General features: G+C 42.0%; 16 protein-coding genes. 8 read left to right on the top strand and 8 right to left on the bottom strand.

Translation table 11 applies throughout. The features are described from left to right. Window positions 1–116: 116 nt before the first annotated feature. The gene (locus H6G77_RS00645; protein ID WP_190591465.1) at window positions 117–314 is read left to right on the top strand and encodes a hypothetical protein; all 198 of its coding nucleotides are present in this window, start codon (window positions 117–119) and stop codon (window positions 312–314) included. 80 nt (window positions 315–394) lie between these two features. Further along, complete coding sequence (locus tag H6G77_RS00640) at window positions 395–871, top strand: Tic20 family protein (protein WP_062298079.1); 477 nt, start codon at window positions 395–397, stop codon at window positions 869–871. A 57-nt stretch (window positions 872–928) separates the two neighbouring features. Here H6G77_RS00640 and H6G77_RS00635 read toward each other — a convergent pair whose 3' ends face one another. Both H6G77_RS00635 and H6G77_RS00630 read right to left on the bottom strand, forming a co-directional pair. After that, window positions 929–1,702 carry a fumarylacetoacetate hydrolase family protein gene (locus tag H6G77_RS00635; RefSeq protein ID WP_190591467.1) on the bottom strand — a complete coding sequence of 258 codons (774 nt, stop codon included), beginning with the start codon at window positions 1,700–1,702 and terminating at the stop codon, window positions 929–931. Between the two features lie 75 nt (window positions 1,703–1,777). After that, window positions 1,778–2,185: a hypothetical protein gene (locus tag H6G77_RS00630; RefSeq protein WP_190870570.1), complete on the bottom strand. Its 408-nt coding sequence runs from the start codon at window positions 2,183–2,185 to the stop codon at window positions 1,778–1,780. Window positions 2,186–2,188: 3 nt separating this feature from the next. On the opposite strand from H6G77_RS00630, the gene rpsF reads away from it, so the two are divergent. Together rpsF and H6G77_RS00620 are read left to right on the top strand one after the other, a co-directional pair. Next, window positions 2,189–2,515 (top strand): 30S ribosomal protein S6, encoded by a 327-nt coding sequence (gene rpsF, locus H6G77_RS00625; protein WP_190591469.1) that lies wholly within the window; start codon window positions 2,189–2,191, stop codon window positions 2,513–2,515. Window positions 2,516–2,870: 355 nt separating this feature from the next. Further along, a complete protein-coding gene (locus H6G77_RS00620) occupies window positions 2,871–3,431 on the top strand; it encodes an Npun_F5560 family protein (protein WP_190591470.1) in 561 nt (186 codons plus the stop codon). A 266-nt stretch (window positions 3,432–3,697) separates the two neighbouring features. Here the strand turns inward: H6G77_RS00620 and H6G77_RS00615 are convergent, their stop codons facing one another. Next, entirely contained in the window at window positions 3,698–4,051 is a 354-nt protein-coding gene (locus tag H6G77_RS00615; RefSeq protein ID WP_190672537.1) for an STAS domain-containing protein, read from the bottom strand. 539 nt (window positions 4,052–4,590) lie between these two features. On the opposite strand from H6G77_RS00615, the gene H6G77_RS00610 reads away from it, so the two are divergent. Further along, on the top strand, window positions 4,591–5,220 hold the full coding sequence (locus tag H6G77_RS00610) for a DedA family protein (RefSeq protein ID WP_190591472.1): 630 nt from the start codon (window positions 4,591–4,593) through the stop codon (window positions 5,218–5,220). A gap of 191 nt (window positions 5,221–5,411) precedes the next feature. Then, window positions 5,412–7,295 (top strand): aspartate kinase, encoded by a 1,884-nt coding sequence (locus H6G77_RS00605; RefSeq protein WP_190870569.1) that lies wholly within the window; start codon window positions 5,412–5,414, stop codon window positions 7,293–7,295. Between the two features lie 45 nt (window positions 7,296–7,340). Here the strand turns inward: H6G77_RS00605 and H6G77_RS00600 are convergent, their stop codons facing one another. Next, window positions 7,341–8,201 carry a hypothetical protein gene (locus H6G77_RS00600; RefSeq protein WP_190870568.1) on the bottom strand — a complete coding sequence of 287 codons (861 nt, stop codon included), beginning with the start codon at window positions 8,199–8,201 and terminating at the stop codon, window positions 7,341–7,343. Window positions 8,202–8,526: 325 nt separating this feature from the next. On the opposite strand from H6G77_RS00600, the gene H6G77_RS00595 reads away from it, so the two are divergent. Beyond that, entirely contained in the window at window positions 8,527–10,020 is a 1,494-nt protein-coding gene (locus tag H6G77_RS00595; RefSeq protein WP_190870567.1) for a tetratricopeptide repeat protein, read from the top strand. Between the two features lie 308 nt (window positions 10,021–10,328). After that, window positions 10,329–11,339 carry a saccharopine dehydrogenase-like oxidoreductase gene (locus H6G77_RS00590; protein WP_190591477.1) on the top strand — a complete coding sequence of 337 codons (1,011 nt, stop codon included), beginning with the start codon at window positions 10,329–10,331 and terminating at the stop codon, window positions 11,337–11,339. 87 nt (window positions 11,340–11,426) lie between these two features. Here H6G77_RS00590 and H6G77_RS00585 read toward each other — a convergent pair whose 3' ends face one another. The 4 genes from H6G77_RS00585 to H6G77_RS00570 all read right to left on the bottom strand — a co-directional run bounded on the left by H6G77_RS00585 (window position 11,427) and on the right by H6G77_RS00570 (window position 16,607). Next, complete coding sequence (locus H6G77_RS00585; RefSeq protein ID WP_190672524.1) at window positions 11,427–11,984, bottom strand: hypothetical protein; 558 nt, start codon at window positions 11,982–11,984, stop codon at window positions 11,427–11,429. Between the two features lie 64 nt (window positions 11,985–12,048). Further along, window positions 12,049–13,272, bottom strand: coding sequence for a type II secretion system F family protein (locus H6G77_RS00580; protein WP_190591480.1), 1,224 nt, complete (start codon window positions 13,270–13,272; stop codon window positions 12,049–12,051). 109 nt (window positions 13,273–13,381) lie between these two features. Beyond that, window positions 13,382–14,500 (bottom strand): type IV pilus twitching motility protein PilT, encoded by a 1,119-nt coding sequence (locus H6G77_RS00575; protein WP_190591481.1) that lies wholly within the window; start codon window positions 14,498–14,500, stop codon window positions 13,382–13,384. A 94-nt stretch (window positions 14,501–14,594) separates the two neighbouring features. Further along, window positions 14,595–16,607 carry a GspE/PulE family protein gene (locus tag H6G77_RS00570; RefSeq protein WP_190591482.1) on the bottom strand — a complete coding sequence of 671 codons (2,013 nt, stop codon included), beginning with the start codon at window positions 16,605–16,607 and terminating at the stop codon, window positions 14,595–14,597. Window positions 16,608–16,640: the final 33 nt, after the last annotated feature.

The following is a 16,640-nucleotide window of genomic DNA, read 5'->3' as shown; positions in this document are numbered from 1 at the left end:
TTGGCTTTGATGTAGAACTTGGGTAAATTCTGTCACCAGCAGTTTTTGAGCTACCAACAAAAATTTTTTTAGCTGAACCAAGATCAATAATTTGGAAATTTACAGGAGGTTGTTGGATGTTAGTCATTTTAATGGATGATCAAATCCTTGCTCCTGAGCAGGTGTGTCAGTCTTGTGTACTGGCGAATAGGAGTGGTCAACCCCGGTGGAATGGTGGACAACTGCATTGTGGTCAAGCTATTCGCAAACTCACCGAACAACAACCAGAGCAGTATGAGTGTATCATGGGCTTTCGGATTGCCGAGATTCGCTGATTCTCGCTTCTGGGAGACTAGACAACTGCGTTATCCTAGGCTCAAGTAACTCTGAAAATTCTGCCACAGGAGAACGCAAAATGGCCTGGCGTGGTTCGACAAACTTTTCCGATCGCATTTTTGCTTGTTTACCTTATTTACTACCTTTGATTGAGGTACTAAGTTTTGGTTTTGTTTTGTTACAACAGTTCCCGGCGCTGACAGTTGTGTTTGGGCCTGTACTAATTTTATGGTCATTATATAGGCGTGTCAGATTTGCTGGATTAATTATTTTCTTTGCTTTATGGCTGTTAGTAGTCAGAAACGAAAATATTTCCCACTTCATTCGTTTCAACACCATGCAAGCAATTCTGTTAGACATTATTATCTTTTTGTGTGGCATCCTGACTGATATTGTAGGGCTAATTCCTAATGGTGGCTTTGCCCTGCAAACTCTCTACAGCACTATTTTCCTTGGCATCGTAGCAGCAGTAGGATATTCAGTCATCCAGTCGCTTTTGGGACGTTACGCAGAAATTCCCGCAATTTCCGATGCTGTTTATATGCAGGTACGGTAACTGGATGTATGAATTAGAGGCTAGAGGCTAGGGGCTAGTTTTGTGACTCAGCACAGCTTAACGGGCTACGATGGTGTTTTCTAGACGACCAATGCCTTCGATTTCTACTCGGATGCGATCGCCTATGTGCAAAGGGCCAATACCCAATGGTGTACCCGTTAGTACCACATCCCCTGGTATCAGGGTCATCACTTTACTGATGTAAGATACCAAAACATCAGGAGGAAAAACCATCTGATCAATCCCCGCAGATTGTACGGGATTTGGTTCATCGTTGATGAAAGTCTGCAATCTTGCACCTGGATTTAATTCTCGGACAATCCAAGGGCCTAGGGGACAAAAGGTATCAAACCCCTTGGCTCTCGTCCATTGACCATCTTTTTGTTGTAAATCTCGCGCTGTCACATCATTAGCGATTGTATAACCCCAAATTTTGGTTTGAGCTTCTTCTGGGGTGCAGTCACAAGCGCGATCGCCAATTATCAAGGCTAATTCACCTTCATAATCAACTCTGTGAGACTGAAGGGGATATTTGATATTGGCTTCAGTCGCAATAATCGATGTTGGCGGTTTGAGAAAAATCAATGGCTCACTCGGTACAGATGTTCCCATCTCTGCTGCGTGGTCTGCATAATTTTTACCAACCGCTATAATTTTTGAGGGAGCGCAAGGAGACAGAATTTGGTAACTATCGGGTGCTAACACTAAATCTGTTGGTTGTCCCTGTAACCAAGGCGGCGCATCCAACACCTGTACATTCAGAGATAGTTGGAGCAAACCATAGTAAATTTTGCCTTCTGGATTTTGAACTCGCACATAACGCTGTGCCATAACCTTGATAATATCCTTATTGTCTGCAATTAAGAGTTTTAAGCACAAAGAATCTTCAGCAATGAAAGTCAGGAGTTAATAGCCCCCTTTGGGAAGCATACCTGTTGGTTCAGCCAATAGATCAATTAATTTGCGGTTGTTTACCGGAAGAGGCGGGGCAAAAAGAGCCGGGAGCAGGGGGGAGCAAGATTCGGTGATGGGGAGCAGAAGAGAGAATTTTACCCAGATCCCCTGCGTAGAGCAGGCAAATAGGTACAACATCCCGTCCCCCTCTACCCCCTTTTTTCTCATTGACTCCTTCTCATCCATAAAATAACTTTTGGCTAAAGTACGAATTTCGGCAGATTTTGCTGATGATTCATATAAAAAACTGGTAAAATTATAGTTCCTTGTTGCTTCAGATGTTGAAGTGTACGAATATTCTCTAGGAATATTTGTATCATTTAACGCAAGCAGCCAACTTGTCCAAAAGGGGATTTTCAACTCATGTCCACAGTTTACGAAACAATGTATATCCTGCGTCCTGATCTCAATGACGAACAGGTAGATCAAGCGATCGCTAAATACCAAACCTTGATTCAAGAGCAAGGTGCCGAAAATATTGAAATTCAAAATCGGGGTAAGCGTCGTCTGGCTTACGAAATCAAAAAGCAACGGGATGGAATCTACATCCAACTAAACTACACCGGGCCAGGAACCATTGTTGCTCCTTTAGAACGTGCTATGCGTTTGAGTGAAGAAGTAATTCGCTACTTGACCATCAAGCAAGAAGTTGCAGCACCAGCAGCAGAAAAAGTTGCCGTAACTGCATAGTACAAAAAGGCAAACGTAAAAAGCGCAAAGTAGGCGGTGTCGGTTTCCGTCCCGCCTAACTTTGTAAGAAGGCAAACGTAAAAAGAAAGAGTGTTTTTCTTCTCAGTTTTGCACTTGTTTCAATTGCTTGCTTGATTTACGCCATACTGTACTAAGGACATAATTAAGTACCCAGTACTGAGTTTTTATACTACAAAACTCAGTACTGGATACAGTAAAACAAAAATTTTTTTTACCTTTGACTTTTTTGTGCTTCGGTTGGGAATGCTAAATTAACAAGTACTTGCCAAAGGCAGTACGATCGCCGTTATACCTAAGATGATCCAAGATTCGTCAACGGGAGCTGTAAGCCACTGTGAGCCAAACTGACATACCCAACATCCAAGCTCTCTCTCAAGAAGTCTCGCAATTGCGCCAAGAGCTGCAACTGCGAGACCAATTAGTGCAGCAGTTATCTCAAGAACTCTTTCGGCTGGTGAAGGGCAATGCTAATTTCATGCCCCAACGTTCTGAATCAGAGCGCGATTTAAGTCAGTTGCAAGCGTTACGAGAACAATTACAAGCTGTTGAGCAGCAGGTAACTTTTTATCAAGAGCAAATCGCCACTCGTGATGGCGAAATTTATCAACTGCGCCAGTCTGTCCAAGAATTAACAGACCGCAGCCGGATGTTGGAGCAGGTAGTACAAGAATTACCTCAAATTTATCGCCGGAAGTTTGAGGAACGAATGACTCCCATCAGAGAAAAAGTTGCCGTTCTGCAAAGAGAAAACCGCAAGCTGCAAGCAGAACTGCAAAGTGTCAGCTATCGTTTGGCGCTAAAAACTCGTAACTCCAGCCACAGTGGTATTGACTTACCGAACTTTCCTCGCCCTGCTACAGGACAAGGAAATGTTTCGGCGGTACAAAATGCTTAAAAAAATAAAGCCTGCAATCACAGGCTCTCAAAGTCTTCACTGTTCGTAAGTTGAGACTTTTATTTTATTGACTTTGTGCGGGTGCAAAATTTTAGCCCTACAGCAATCTAGCGATCGCTATCAACATTACAGCATTTTTCATTTCAATGAGGTACATCAATCCAGCCTCTAGCCTCTATCCCCGATCAACTTGTACTGCACTCAATCGAAAAACGCTGTAATTGTTCTTGTTAGACACCAACCATTTTTATTGCTATAATAATAAGTTAGCTTGCTAATGACAAAGGCTGTTTATTAATCACATTGGTGATGTCTTCGTAAGTGTTAAAAATTTCAAAAACCGAATCCAACTGGGTCAGTTCTAAAATTAACCTTACAGGCGCTTTGGCATTACAAATCACTAATCGACAACCGCATTGTCGGGCTGTTGTCAGTGCTTTAACTAACGGCACTAAACCAGAACTATCCATGAAATCTACTTCTGCGAGGTCAATGACCCAAAGTTGATCAGGCTGGGGTATTACTTCTGCCATACTTTGGCTAAGAGCCATACCACCCTGCAAGTCTATGCTCCCTTGGGGTTTAAATAAAACCACTTGCAATTCTTGTGCGATAGTCATGTATTTATCTGGGTAGTTGAACTACTGGACAAAATGAAAATTGACATCAATACTGCACGGTTCCAAGAATGAAAAACTGCTAACTCGCAAGTGCTGTGAACTTGATTGAATTAGCTTACGTATTCATGCCGTAATAATTTGTACTAACTCTTCTAAATATAGGCACAAACGCCTAGTAAATTCAGTATCAATAATAGCTTTTACAAAATTTTCATAATTTAGCGAGATTTTTGTAAATTTTTCATAAAAAATTTATTGATTTGTTAGAGATACTATGCAACTGTGCTAGTACCGCTTAAAAGCATAATAGTCAATACCAAATAAGTTATAATTATCATCAAGCCTAAGCTATCAGTAAGGCAATATACTGCGGTTTCTATGCCAGTGAAGTAAATTTATCTAACCTCTAACCTCCAGCCTCTAACCTCTGCTCCCTTAAAACTAATAAGAGTTGTTAAAACAGTACGTTGATTGACACTCCAGCCACAAACACGCCAAGATAGAGTAAAGGTAAAAAATTGTAAAGGCGGCGGTGCGGGATGTCTCTTGAATTTATTTCACTAGAAAACATCCAGGAATTTGCTCACCAGTATGGTTACTGGGCAATTTTTTTGGGAATTTTACTAGAAAACTTGGGCATTCCTCTTCCTGGTGAAACCGTCACCCTTGTCGGTGGGTTTCTAGCTGGTAGTGATGAACTAAGTTACTGGTTAGTTGTGGGTGATGCTGTTGCAGGTGCTATGATTGGCGGTGCTTGCGGCTATTGGATTGGTAGACTGGGAGGCTGGCCTTTCCTGTTGCAAATCGGGAAAATATTTAGAATTTCTGAAGAAAAATTACTCAATATTAAAGAGCAATTTAGTCAAAATGCTATTAAAGCTGTATTTTTTGGTAGGTTTTTCGCTTTGTTGCGAATTTTTGCGGCTCCTTTAGCTGGAATTGCAGAAATACCGTTCCCAAAATTCTTCTTATATAACCTAGCAGGCGCAACCACTTGGGCGGCTGTGATGGTGACATTAGCTTTTTTTGCAGGCAGAGTAATTTCTTTAGAACAATTAGTTGCTTGGGTAAGCCAATTTGCGATCGCAGCCTTACTGATTTTAGTTGCTGTGATTGTCATTCCCTTGTGGTTGGAATCCCGACAAGTTAAGCGTGCAGCAGGCGAATAAATATAAGTAAACAGTAAAAAGGCAAAAGTCAAAAGAAAATTTCTTTGGCTTTTGCCTTTTTTTATTTTTATGAAAATTTCAAACTACCCAATATTTTCTGTAAACTAAATAACTACTGCTAATGCCTTCAAAGCTTCCTAACCCGGTAGGAGCCTTGATGAAAGTAGGCAAACTTCATTTAAGACAAAGATATGGCGCTTATAGTTCAGAAATTCGGTGGTACATCTGTCGGTTCAGTCGAACGCATCCAAGCTGTTGCACAGCGTGTCTCTAAAACAGTTAAAGCCGGAAACTCTTTGGTTGTCGTAGTTTCCGCAATGGGGAAAACTACAGATGGACTTGTCAAACTAGCCAACGAAATTTCTCAAAATCCTAATCGCCGGGAAATGGATATGTTGCTATCTACTGGGGAACAGGTGACGATTGCTTTACTCAGTATGGCATTGCAAGAAATTGGACAACCAGCAATTTCCATGACTGGCGCACAAGTAGGAATTGTAACAGAAGCTGAACACACCCGCGCCCGAATTTTACGCATCGAAACAGACCGCCTGTTGCGGCATATTAGAGAAGGTAAAGTAGTTGTGGTAGCTGGCTTTCAAGGCATATCCAGCACTGGAGAATTAGAAATTACTACCTTGGGACGTGGTGGTTCGGATACTTCAGCCGTGGCATTAGCAGCAGCAATCCAAGCAGATTTTTGTGAAATTTATACAGACGTACCAGGGATTTTAACTACAGACCCCCGCTTAGTTCCCGAAGCCCAGTTGATGGATGCGATTACCTGTAATGAAATGCTCGAACTGGCAAGCTTGGGGGCAAAAGTATTACATCCGCGCTCAGTGGAAATTGCCAGGAACTATGGTGTACCTTTGGTAGTGCGGTCTAGTTGGACAGATGACCCCGGTACTTGGGTAACATCTTCCAAACCCCAAGAGCGATCGCTAATCAATCTGGAAATTGCCCGTCCTGTGGATGCGGTAGAATTTGATACCAATCAAGCCAGGGTGGCTTTGTTACGAGTCCCCGATAAGCCAGGGGTAGCAGCCAAGTTATTTGGAGAAATTGCTCGGCAAAACGTCGATGTAGACTTAATTATTCAATCAATCCATGAAGGTAATAGTAACGATATTGCCTTTACAGTCACTACACCAATATTAAAACGGGCAGAAGCAGTAGCAGCAGCGATCGCACCCGCCCTGAGAAATCCATCCAACCCCAAATCAGACGAAGCGGAAGTGATGGTAGAACAAGACATTGCTAAAGTCAGTATTGCAGGTGCCGGGATGATTGGCCGTCCTGGGGTGGCGGCGAAAATGTTTGCTACCCTTGCTGAAGCAGGCGTAAACATTCAAATGATTTCTACCAGTGAAGTCAAAGTTAGCTGTGTAGTTGATGCTGTAGACTGCGATCGCGCCGTTACTGCACTCAGTAACGCCTTTGAGATTGAGCTAGAAGATGGGGGACAAGAAAGACAAGGACGACAAGGAGGACAAGGAGGACAAAATATCTCTCCCTTGTCTACCCCCTCTCCCTTGTCTGCCATTTCCTCTCCCACTCCCTACTCCCGCCCCGTTTGCGGTGTTGCCTTAGACTTGAACCAAGCACGTCTGGCGATTCGCCAAGTTCCTGATAAAGCAGGAATGGCGGCGAAATTGTTTGGCATATTGGCACAACACAATATCAGCGTGGATATGATTATTCAATCGCAACGCTGTCGCATCATTGATGGTGTTCCCAAACGGGATATTGCTTTTACAGTTCCACGGATGGACGGGGAAACTGCCCAAAAACTGCTAACTCAAGTTGCAGCAGAATTAGGTTGGGGTGAAGTTGTATTAGATAGTGCGATCGCTAAAGTTAGCATTGTCGGCGCAGGGATGGTAGCACAGCCAGGTGTAGCAGCCAAAATGTTTGAAGCGTTGGCGCAACACCAAATCAATATTCAAATGATTGCTACCTCAGAAATTAAAATTAGTTGTGTTGTCGCCCAAGAACAAGGCGTGAAAGCTTTACAAGCGATTCATGCAGCCTTTGAGCTTGCTGGTAGCGAGAAATTCGTAGTGCCAGTATAAACTTAGCCAAACTCAAGGTTTGACGTAATTTTATCTGGGGATTTATTATTCCCTAGATAACTCTTCCAAGCTGGCGACGATTTCGGCAAGGCGATATTCACCACACCAAACTCTATCGAGTTTTTTGAGTTGTTCTAAGCTATTAACGTTTTCTGTTTCGCTGGTTTCCGCTTCTGCCATTGCGGCTAATAAATCTTGGAAGATAATTACTTCATCAAACTGCGGATCGGTTTCGGGATCGTTTAATATAGCTGTGGCTCGCTGCTGTGGTAAGCTTTGCAGAGTATTCAAAATAAACTTTGTGGGAAAGTCCACATCTTGCAGGGCTGGATGGCGCTTGACTAAACCAGCCAGTAAGACCCCTAAATAAGCAGCAGCTTGCTTGTTATTTAGTTGCTTGACTTTATCCGCCGCAATTTTAGTTAAATTTTGATAAAAAGGACAGCCCAATTGCTTTTCAATTGCCACAATCGGATCTGCCACTGCCGAGACTTGCAATTGTGCCGCAAACAGTTTTCGCTGTTCGTGCGGGAGGTGATCGAGTAAGATTTGCTTGGCGCGATCGCTGACAATCATCTCACCATCTAGCCCAAAACTAAAGTCCTTTCCTGGTTCTAAACCTGCGGTAACAAGTATATGAAAGACATTATTTTGAGCAGCTTGCTGCATCTGTTGATATCTAAATTGCCCTAGAAAATTAGTAAAAAACCAACTATGGCTGTCAGCATCACACTCACGCAATACTTCATCGACGATATGGGTTAATTTTTCTTCGCCGATTATATTTTGCGATCGCATCGTTAAGCCTTGGATAGCCGCAGGATCACGCCGACGTAGCGCCTTCAGAAACTGACGCTTGGTCGCAGTTACTTGATTTTGGTTACGTTTGAATAAGTTGATGTTCAAGCTATTTGGCGTTTATAGCAATTCGATTACAACTCTTTTACCGTACTGAGCAATAGCCTGTCATGAGTGATCCCACGGCAATTACGACATTTTTTAATTATTGAGTAGTTACTCAGTAATCCTCAGATTGACAATTAAAGCTATTGAGAATGGTGGAATATCAAAGTTTTAGCTATACTGCTTTATGCCAGTTCTGAAAATTAATGAGATGAATTAAGAGTATTCTGCATCTTTGTAGATTTTTTGTAACTATTTGATCCCCATAAAAATTATACTGGTAATAATATCAGTATATAATTACTTAAATTCGTATAAAAGCTTATATATGGATGAGCAAATTCTGGGTACACGTTACCGTATCCTGCAATTATTGTACATAGAGGAGTCGGTAAATATCTATCTAGTTGAAGATATTCAAATTCCTAATCAGTTATTTATTCTTCAGCAACTACGCCCAGAAACTCATCATCTGCAAAATTTAGCCTGGTTGCGAAAGTCTTTTTTCCAGGAAGCTAAGATATTAAAACAACTAGCCCAGGAAAATGACAGAATCCAGAAAATCATTGATTATTTTGAATCCAATGAAGAATTTTATCTAGTTCAAGAATTAATTGATGGACATCAATTAGCTGAAGAAATCTTAGTAGGGTTTCCTCTGAGAGAAGACCAAGTTATTAACTTGTTATTAGAAATATTAGACATTTTACTGTTTATACATCGTCATAGTATCATTCACCAAGATATTCAGCCAGAAAATATTATTCGCCGACACTCAGATAATAAATTAGTTTTAGTTGATTTTGGCTCTCTCAAGGAAATGGTGACGACTACAGTTAGTAATTTAGAATATATACCTTTAGAGCAGTTACAAGGACAACCACACTATAACAGTGATATTTATGCTTTGGGCATGATTGCGATCGCAGCAATTATGGGCTTATCTTACGAAGAAGTATCAAGATTACAAAGTCAAAAAAACTTACTAACAGGTGAAATTATCTGGCGTGATCGAACAATAAAAGTTAGCCGAGAATTTACACGCATTATTAATCAAATGGTCAGGTTTGACTACCAGAAACGTTACCAGTCTGTAACCGATGTGATCAATGACCTGCAAGAATTAAAAAATCAACAATATCAACCACAAACATTACAGATTCAAAAGTTTAAATTTGTTATTTTCGGAATTGCTAGTTTGTTGGCTGCTATGTTTATCGGCTGGTTTAGCCACTGGTTAACACCAGTTAATAGTGAACAGTTGCTTTATCAAGAAGGTGTCAGTGAATATGAGCAAGGGAACTATCAAGAGTCTGTAGATAATTTAACTCAAACCCTGGAAATCAATCCCCAGAATTCTTTGGCTTATAACCATCGGGGTGATGCGTTTTCTCGCTTAGGAGATTATGAAAAAGCCCAAGCAGATTCGAGTCAAGCAATCACGCTGAATCCTCAAGATGCTAATGCTTATTATGACCGAGGATTTGCTTTATTCGGGTTGGGTAAATACAAAGACGCGATCGCAGACTACACAAAAGCGATTAAACTTAACTCTCAAAACTACTACGCTTACTATGGACGGGGTTTAGCGCGGGTGAAAGTGAAAGAATATCAAAGCGCAATACTGGATTTTAATAGAGCGATCGCACTTAATTCTAACGATGGTTTAGCCTATTATCATCGGGGCTTAGTCAACGTCCAACTAGGTAATAAAAAATCAGCACTGAGAGATTTTGAAAAAGCTGAAAAATTATTTCAAGAACAAGGCGACCAATCAGGTTATAACAGGATAGTCCAAGAAATCAAAGCATTGCAGAAATAGTTATTTTTGCTACGGTCGATGGGTTGTGTTTGCTCTGAAATTGCGATCGCAGCATCAATATTTTCCCTGAATATCCTCCACCTATTCAGCTTTAACACGATCATCCTCTTTCTCTCGCTTTTTCAGGTGATCTGCGTGAAAATTTGCCCAAACCCAAATTACCAAGCAAGAATTTCTGGTAAAAAACTGATCTGGTTGGGGAAGAAACCAGGATAATAAAGCATAATTAACCTTTATAGCTGGGAGCAACCACCATCAGCCAAGATGGTTCAGACTCCAAGCTTTTGATTCAACTTCAGAAATTCACTATGAGTACAGAAAATCTCAATCTTGCGCCAGCGTTACGTGTGGGAGTACTGGGTTTTGGTGGACTCGGACAAGCAGCCGCCAAAGTACTTGCTGGTAAACGAGAAATGACTTTAGTAGCAGTGGCAGATCAAAAAGGCTATGCTTACGCTGCGGAAGGGTTAAATTTTAAAGATTGCATTGCCATTTATCAATCTCAAGGTTCTGTAGGTTATTTAGAACCAGTCGGGACATTAACAAACAACAGTATTCAAGATTTAATTGATACAAATCAACCTGTAGATGGGTACTTTTTGGCATTGCCCAACCTACCCAATGATTTTATTCCTTCCGTAGCGCGGCAGTTTATTCAATCTGGTTGGCGCGGTGTGTTAGTGGATGCAATTAAGCGCACCAGTGCGGTAGAACAGCTAATTGCCATGAAAGACGAACTACAAGCCGCAGGTATTACCTACATGACAGGATGTGGTGCAACACCAGGACTGTTAACTGCTGCTGCTGCTTTAGCCGCCCAAAGCTACGCCGAAATTCACAAAGTCGAGATTACCTTTGGTGTCGGTATTGCTAACTGGGAAGCTTACCGCGCTACCGTGCGAGAAGATATCGGTCATATACCCGGTTATACCGTAGAAACTGCACGGGCAATGACTGACGCAGAGGTAGAAGCATTACTAGATAAAACCAATGGCGTGTTGACCTTAGAAAACATGGAACACGCCGATGATGTGATGTTAGAGTTAGCTGGAATAGTATCACGCGATCGCGTTACTGTTGGCGGTGTAGTGGATACCCGCAATCCCAAAAAGCCCCTCAGCACCAATGTTAAAGTTACAGGGCGCACCTTTGAAGGTAAAATTTCCACCCATACCTTTACATTAGGCGATGAAACCAGTATGGCAGCAAACGTCTGCGGCCCAGCTTTCGGTTATCTTAAAGCGGGAATGCAACTACATCAACGCGGTATTTACGGCATATTCACCGCAGCTGAAATCATGCCTCAGTTTGTGAAATAAGCTGCTGGAGGCCAGAGGCTGGAGGCTAGAAGTAGAGAAGAGATTAAGGGGCTGTTTCTTCTCCTCTTAAACCCTAGCCCCTAATCTCTAGTCCCTAGCCTCTAGCCCCTCTTCCTCTCTTCGTTCTTCTTCCAATAGCAAATATGATGTTTGCATCACAAATGGCAACTCTGCACCGATAAGACCTCGTTGAATGCGTTCTGATGTTTCACTAAACACTACAAACAACGGATATATAGTATTTGCTCCTTCACTTAATATGTGACTATGGCGAGGTGGCATTAACCATTCATAGTCTTGATCTAAGAAAATTTGGGTTTGTCGCCAACGTCCCAACAAATCAGAAAAGTCTTCATGGGGGCGGTGAATAAAGATTAAGATTTCGGCTCCTGTTTTAATTTTCCATTCTGGATCGCACATTAAAATTGCCACATCACAGGGTAGACAAATTGCCTGGGGAACCTCGGAAACAGTTTTACGCAGACGAACAATAGGTAAAGGAATAGTAATTAAGCTTTCATCTGGGCGACGCAAACTAGGAATCATTTCTAGGTATGGTCGGTGTTGTTTGAGGAGAGCGATCGCCGCTTGATGATTGCTATACTCTGCCAAGCTGGCTTCATAGTGAGATTTCTGTACAGGCATAATTTTATAAAGTATGAAGTATAAAGTGTGAAGGATGAAGTATGAAACTTCATCCTTTCGCTTTTTATCCCAGCTTTTCAAACACCTTGAATAACGGCAAATACATCGACATCAAAATAGTACCAACCATACTTCCCAAAACCAAAATCATGATTGGTTCAAGAACACTAGTGAGAGCTTTTACTGCTTGCTCAACTTCATCTTCATAGAAGTCAGCAACTTTCATTAACATCCCATCTAATTCCCCCGTTTCTTCACCAATACTAATCATTTGGATTGCCATTGCTGGAAAGACATTTGCCTTTTGGAGAGCAAGACTAATCATCCCGCCTTGTTGAACTTCTAAACGAGCGCCATCTATCGCATTCGCAATAACTTGATTTCCTGATGTATCTCGGACAATTTCTAGGGAAGTCAAAATCGGCACACCTGAACGAGTCAAAGAACCAAAAGTCCGGCTAAATCTAGCTACGGAAGATTTTTGAATCAAATCACCAAATAAAGGCATTTTTAGAGATAAACGATCAATAGTTTCTCTGCCAACACGAGTTTTATAGTACTGACGATAGGCAAATTTTGCTCCAACAAAAGCACCAATAATAATGAAAACTCTCCAACTTCTTAAAATTTCACTACATGTCATCAAAAATTGTGTTAAAGGAGGTAATTCTGTACCTATTTCCGTGAATATTTTTGCAAAAATAGGTAAGAGAAAAACTGTCATCCCAACAAAGATACTAACAGCAATAAAACCTACCACAGTTGGATAAGCTAGTGCGGATTTAATCTGGTTTTGTAGTCTCGCTACATCTTCTAGTAACTTCGCTAAACGATTGAGTACTTCATCTAAAACACCCCCAACTTCGCCAGCTTGAATCATACTGACATACAAACCATCAAAACAGTCAGGATGCTTCCGCATAGAATCGGAAAGATTGACACCACTCTGCACATCATTACTAATATCAATGAGTGCTTGTTTCATCTTTGGATTGGTACACTGCTCTGCCAGTACCCCCAAACCTCTCACAATGGCAACACCCGCATTGACTAAGGTCGCAAGTTGTCGAGAAAAAACCGCTTTTTCTTTAATTGGAACCTTAACAAATGAATTCTTAATTTTTTGGAAATCAAAACTGAGTGGCAAGCCTTGAGATTGTTTGAGTTCTTGAACTAAAAAACCTTTATCTCTAAGATTAGTCCGGGCTTCGGCTAGAGATTCAGCAACGATTTTTTCAGTTCGAGATTTTCCTTGAGGATCTCGAATTTTGGCGATGAAGGTTGGCATAGATAGATGAATTCAAAATTCAAAATTTTAAATTTGGTAAATCAGCAATAATTAATAGCCAACTAATAATTGACTATTAATTATTACTTGTCTGATTCAACATGAAATTTTAGTGAGCTTTAGCAGCACCAGGTTTTGCTCCGGCTGGGGGTGTTGATGCCCCAATCAAACGTTGAATTTCATCGGGCTTGGAAGTCTTAGACATTGCTGCTTCAAAAGAAATTGTTCCGGCTTTGTAGTAATCAGCTAAAACTTTCTCCAGAGTTTGCATTCCTAACTTACCGCCTGTCTGAATTGCTGAGTAAATCTGTGAAGTTTTACCTTCTCGAATCAAGTTAGAAATAGCCGGTGTCACAATCAAAATTTCTTGAGCCATGACTCGGCCATACTCTCCTGGTTTGGGGTTTTTCTTCGGTACTAAAGTTTGGCTAAATACGGCGACGAGGGAGTTAGATAACTGTACCCGTACTTGGGTTTGTCTTTCATGAGGGAAAACGTCGATAATCCGGTCAACTGTTTGGGCGGCGGAACTAGTGTGTAGTGTGCCGAATACCAAGTGACCTGTTTCTGCGGCGGAGATTGCCAAAGAAATTGTTTCTAAATCCCGCATTTCCCCCACCAGCATAATGTCTGGATCTTCCCGGAGGGCAGCTTTTAAGGCGTTAGCAAAGCTCTTTGTATCTTCGCCCAACTGCCGTTGGTGAACTAAGCTTTTAATTGGTTCGTAGACAAATTCAATTGGGTCTTCTACCGTCAAAATATGTTCGGCTTTAGTACGATTAATCAAGTCAATGATGGCGGCGAGAGTTGTTGTTTTGCCAGAACCTGTAGGGCCTGTCACCAAAATTAAGCCTCTGGGCTTATCTGCCATTTCTCGGACAACATCTGGTAAACCTAGTTTTTCAAAGTTAGGAATTTTGGAACTTAAGGCTCGTAAACAAGCTGCATAAGAGCCTCGTTCTTTGTAAACATTCACCCGAAAACGTGCCAAACCCTTTACGCCATAAGAACAATCTAATTCCCAGGTTTGTTCTAGAGTTTTACGCTGGGTATTATTGAGCATACTAAAGATTAATCTTTGGCATTGATCATTAGTCAAGACTTGATCGCCAATGGGTGTGAGTTTACCACTAATGCGGAAGTAGGGAGGCAAGCCAGCAGATAAGTGCATATCCGAACCACCCATTTCAATCATTTGTTCCATCAAGTCTTCAATCATCATTTCCATAGTTCTGCTTCCTTTGTGTCAGTTGTCCTTCGTCAGTTGTCAGCTGTCATTTGTCATTGGTGTTTACTAATGACTATTGGCAATTGACCAATCATTAATCTTGAAATCTGGGTGTCATACAGTAGGGACAATCCAGCCATTCGGGTTTGAGTTCAGCACTACAAGTTCGACAGGTCAGGCCTGTCTTACGTTTGGCTTTGAGTTCTGCTTCTAAGCCTGTATCGGTAAACGTCACCCGATCAACTTCTTCTAAGGTGGTGGCTCCTTGACGTACTAAATCTAAGCTGTAGGCCAATAGGGTTTTCATTCCTTCTTCTACAGCCACTTCTTTGATGCGTTCTGTAGGTGCTTCTTGGTTAATCAAGGTTTGGAGGTTTTCTGAGACACGCATCACTTCATACACACCACAGCGTCCTTTGTAACCAACACCATTACAGCTTGGACAAACATGATTTGTGGCTTTGGCATCGGCTAAAGCTTCTGCTGTCAAAGTATTCGCTTTATAGAAAGTAAGTTCCACATCTTGGGAAGCAGATAGACCATAGCGAGCTAGTTCTTCTGTTGTGGGAGTGTAGGGAATGCGACAGTCAGAACAGACTCGCCGCACCAAGCGTTGTGCTAACACACCAATTAAGGAACTAGAAACCATGAATGGTTCAATGCCCATTTCACCTAAACGAGCGATCGCACCTGGGGCATCGTTAGTGTGTAGAGTAGTTAATACTAAGTGACCTGTTAACGCCGCCTCAATCGCTGTTTTGGCAGTTTCTTTATCCCGCGTTTCCCCCACCAGCAACACATCCGGGTCTTGGCGCAAAAAAGCCCGCAGTGCTGTGGCAAAATCCAATCCTTTTTCTCGAATTACCTGTACTTGAGTAATCCCTGGCAAACTATACTCAATCGGGTCTTCAACTGTACTGATATTAATGCCCGGTGAGTTCTTTTCTGCCAATGCTGAGTACAAGGAAGTTGTTTTCCCAGAACCCGTTGGCCCAGTTACCAAAATCAGACCAAAGGGACGACTCACCATTTCCTGAACAATACTCAAGGTTTCAGGATCAGTAATTAACTTATTCAATCCCAATTGGGTAGAAGAGTTATCCAAAATCCGCAGTACAACCTTTTCCCCATAGCGACTGGGCAAGGTATTCACCCGGAAGTCTACCTTTCTCCCTTCAAACATCCGCCGGATGCGTCCGTCTTGAGGGACACGTCGTTCAGCAATGTCTAAGCTGGCAATGATTTTAAATCTGGCTGTGACTGCTGGAATAATTTTTTTCGGCAAGGGATCGAAGGCTTCACGCAATACACCATCTTTGCGAAACCGAACCCGGAGGTTTTCTTCTTGCGGCTCGACGTGAATATCCGAAACCTTCTCATGCAGTGCTTTAGCTAGAATCCGGTTCACCAAGTTGATGACAGGAGCATCTTCCGCACCCTTCATTGCTGATCCCAAATCAGCTTCCATCTCGTCGGGAGCGTCATCTAAGCCTAAATTGCCGAGATTTTCTAAATCTTGATTGATATCTGTAAACTTTTCTTGTTCCAGATGTTTTTGCTTCACCGCTAAATCATCCAAATATTGGTTGATTAGCTGCTGATAATCTTCTTGAGTAATCACCATGCGCTGCAATGCCAAACCTTGGGGGCGCAAAATGCGATTCAGATCATCGGAAGCTTCTAAGTTATCTGGATCGACCATTGCCACTAAAACGCTTGGTGGGTTTTGGTCTTCGTTTTTTGATAGGGGTACTAAACGATGGCGACGGCAAACATCCACTGGGATCAGAGTTTCAATCAAGCTCCCGACATTTGTATTGCCAATTGTATTGATTTCCGGATCAAGGGAATCAACGCCGTATAGTATTTTAAGTTCAAATAGCTGTTGTTTTTTATACTGTCTAAGAAATTCCGGCGATAGTTGTCGCCCAGTGATCGACTCCAGCACTTCCGTCAGGGGTCTGCCAGATTTGCGGCTTTCAATCAGTGCCTGTCTCATCTGTTCGCTATTAACATAGCCAGATTGCACTAGCTTACTGCCGAATGGCGAAAACTCTGTTCGGGTCGTGAGAGCGGTACTGCGCCGTTGTGGTGACGATTGAGTCATAGGTGAGCAATTAGTAGGGGAAAACCTCTGCTT

This window comes from Aulosira sp. FACHB-615, assembly GCF_014698045.1.
In the GTDB taxonomy this organism is placed as follows: Bacteria; Cyanobacteriota; Cyanobacteriia; order Cyanobacteriales; family Nostocaceae; genus Nostoc_B.
Note: the sequence above shows the minus strand (reverse complement) of the source record. Positions and strands in the feature narration are given on the sequence as shown.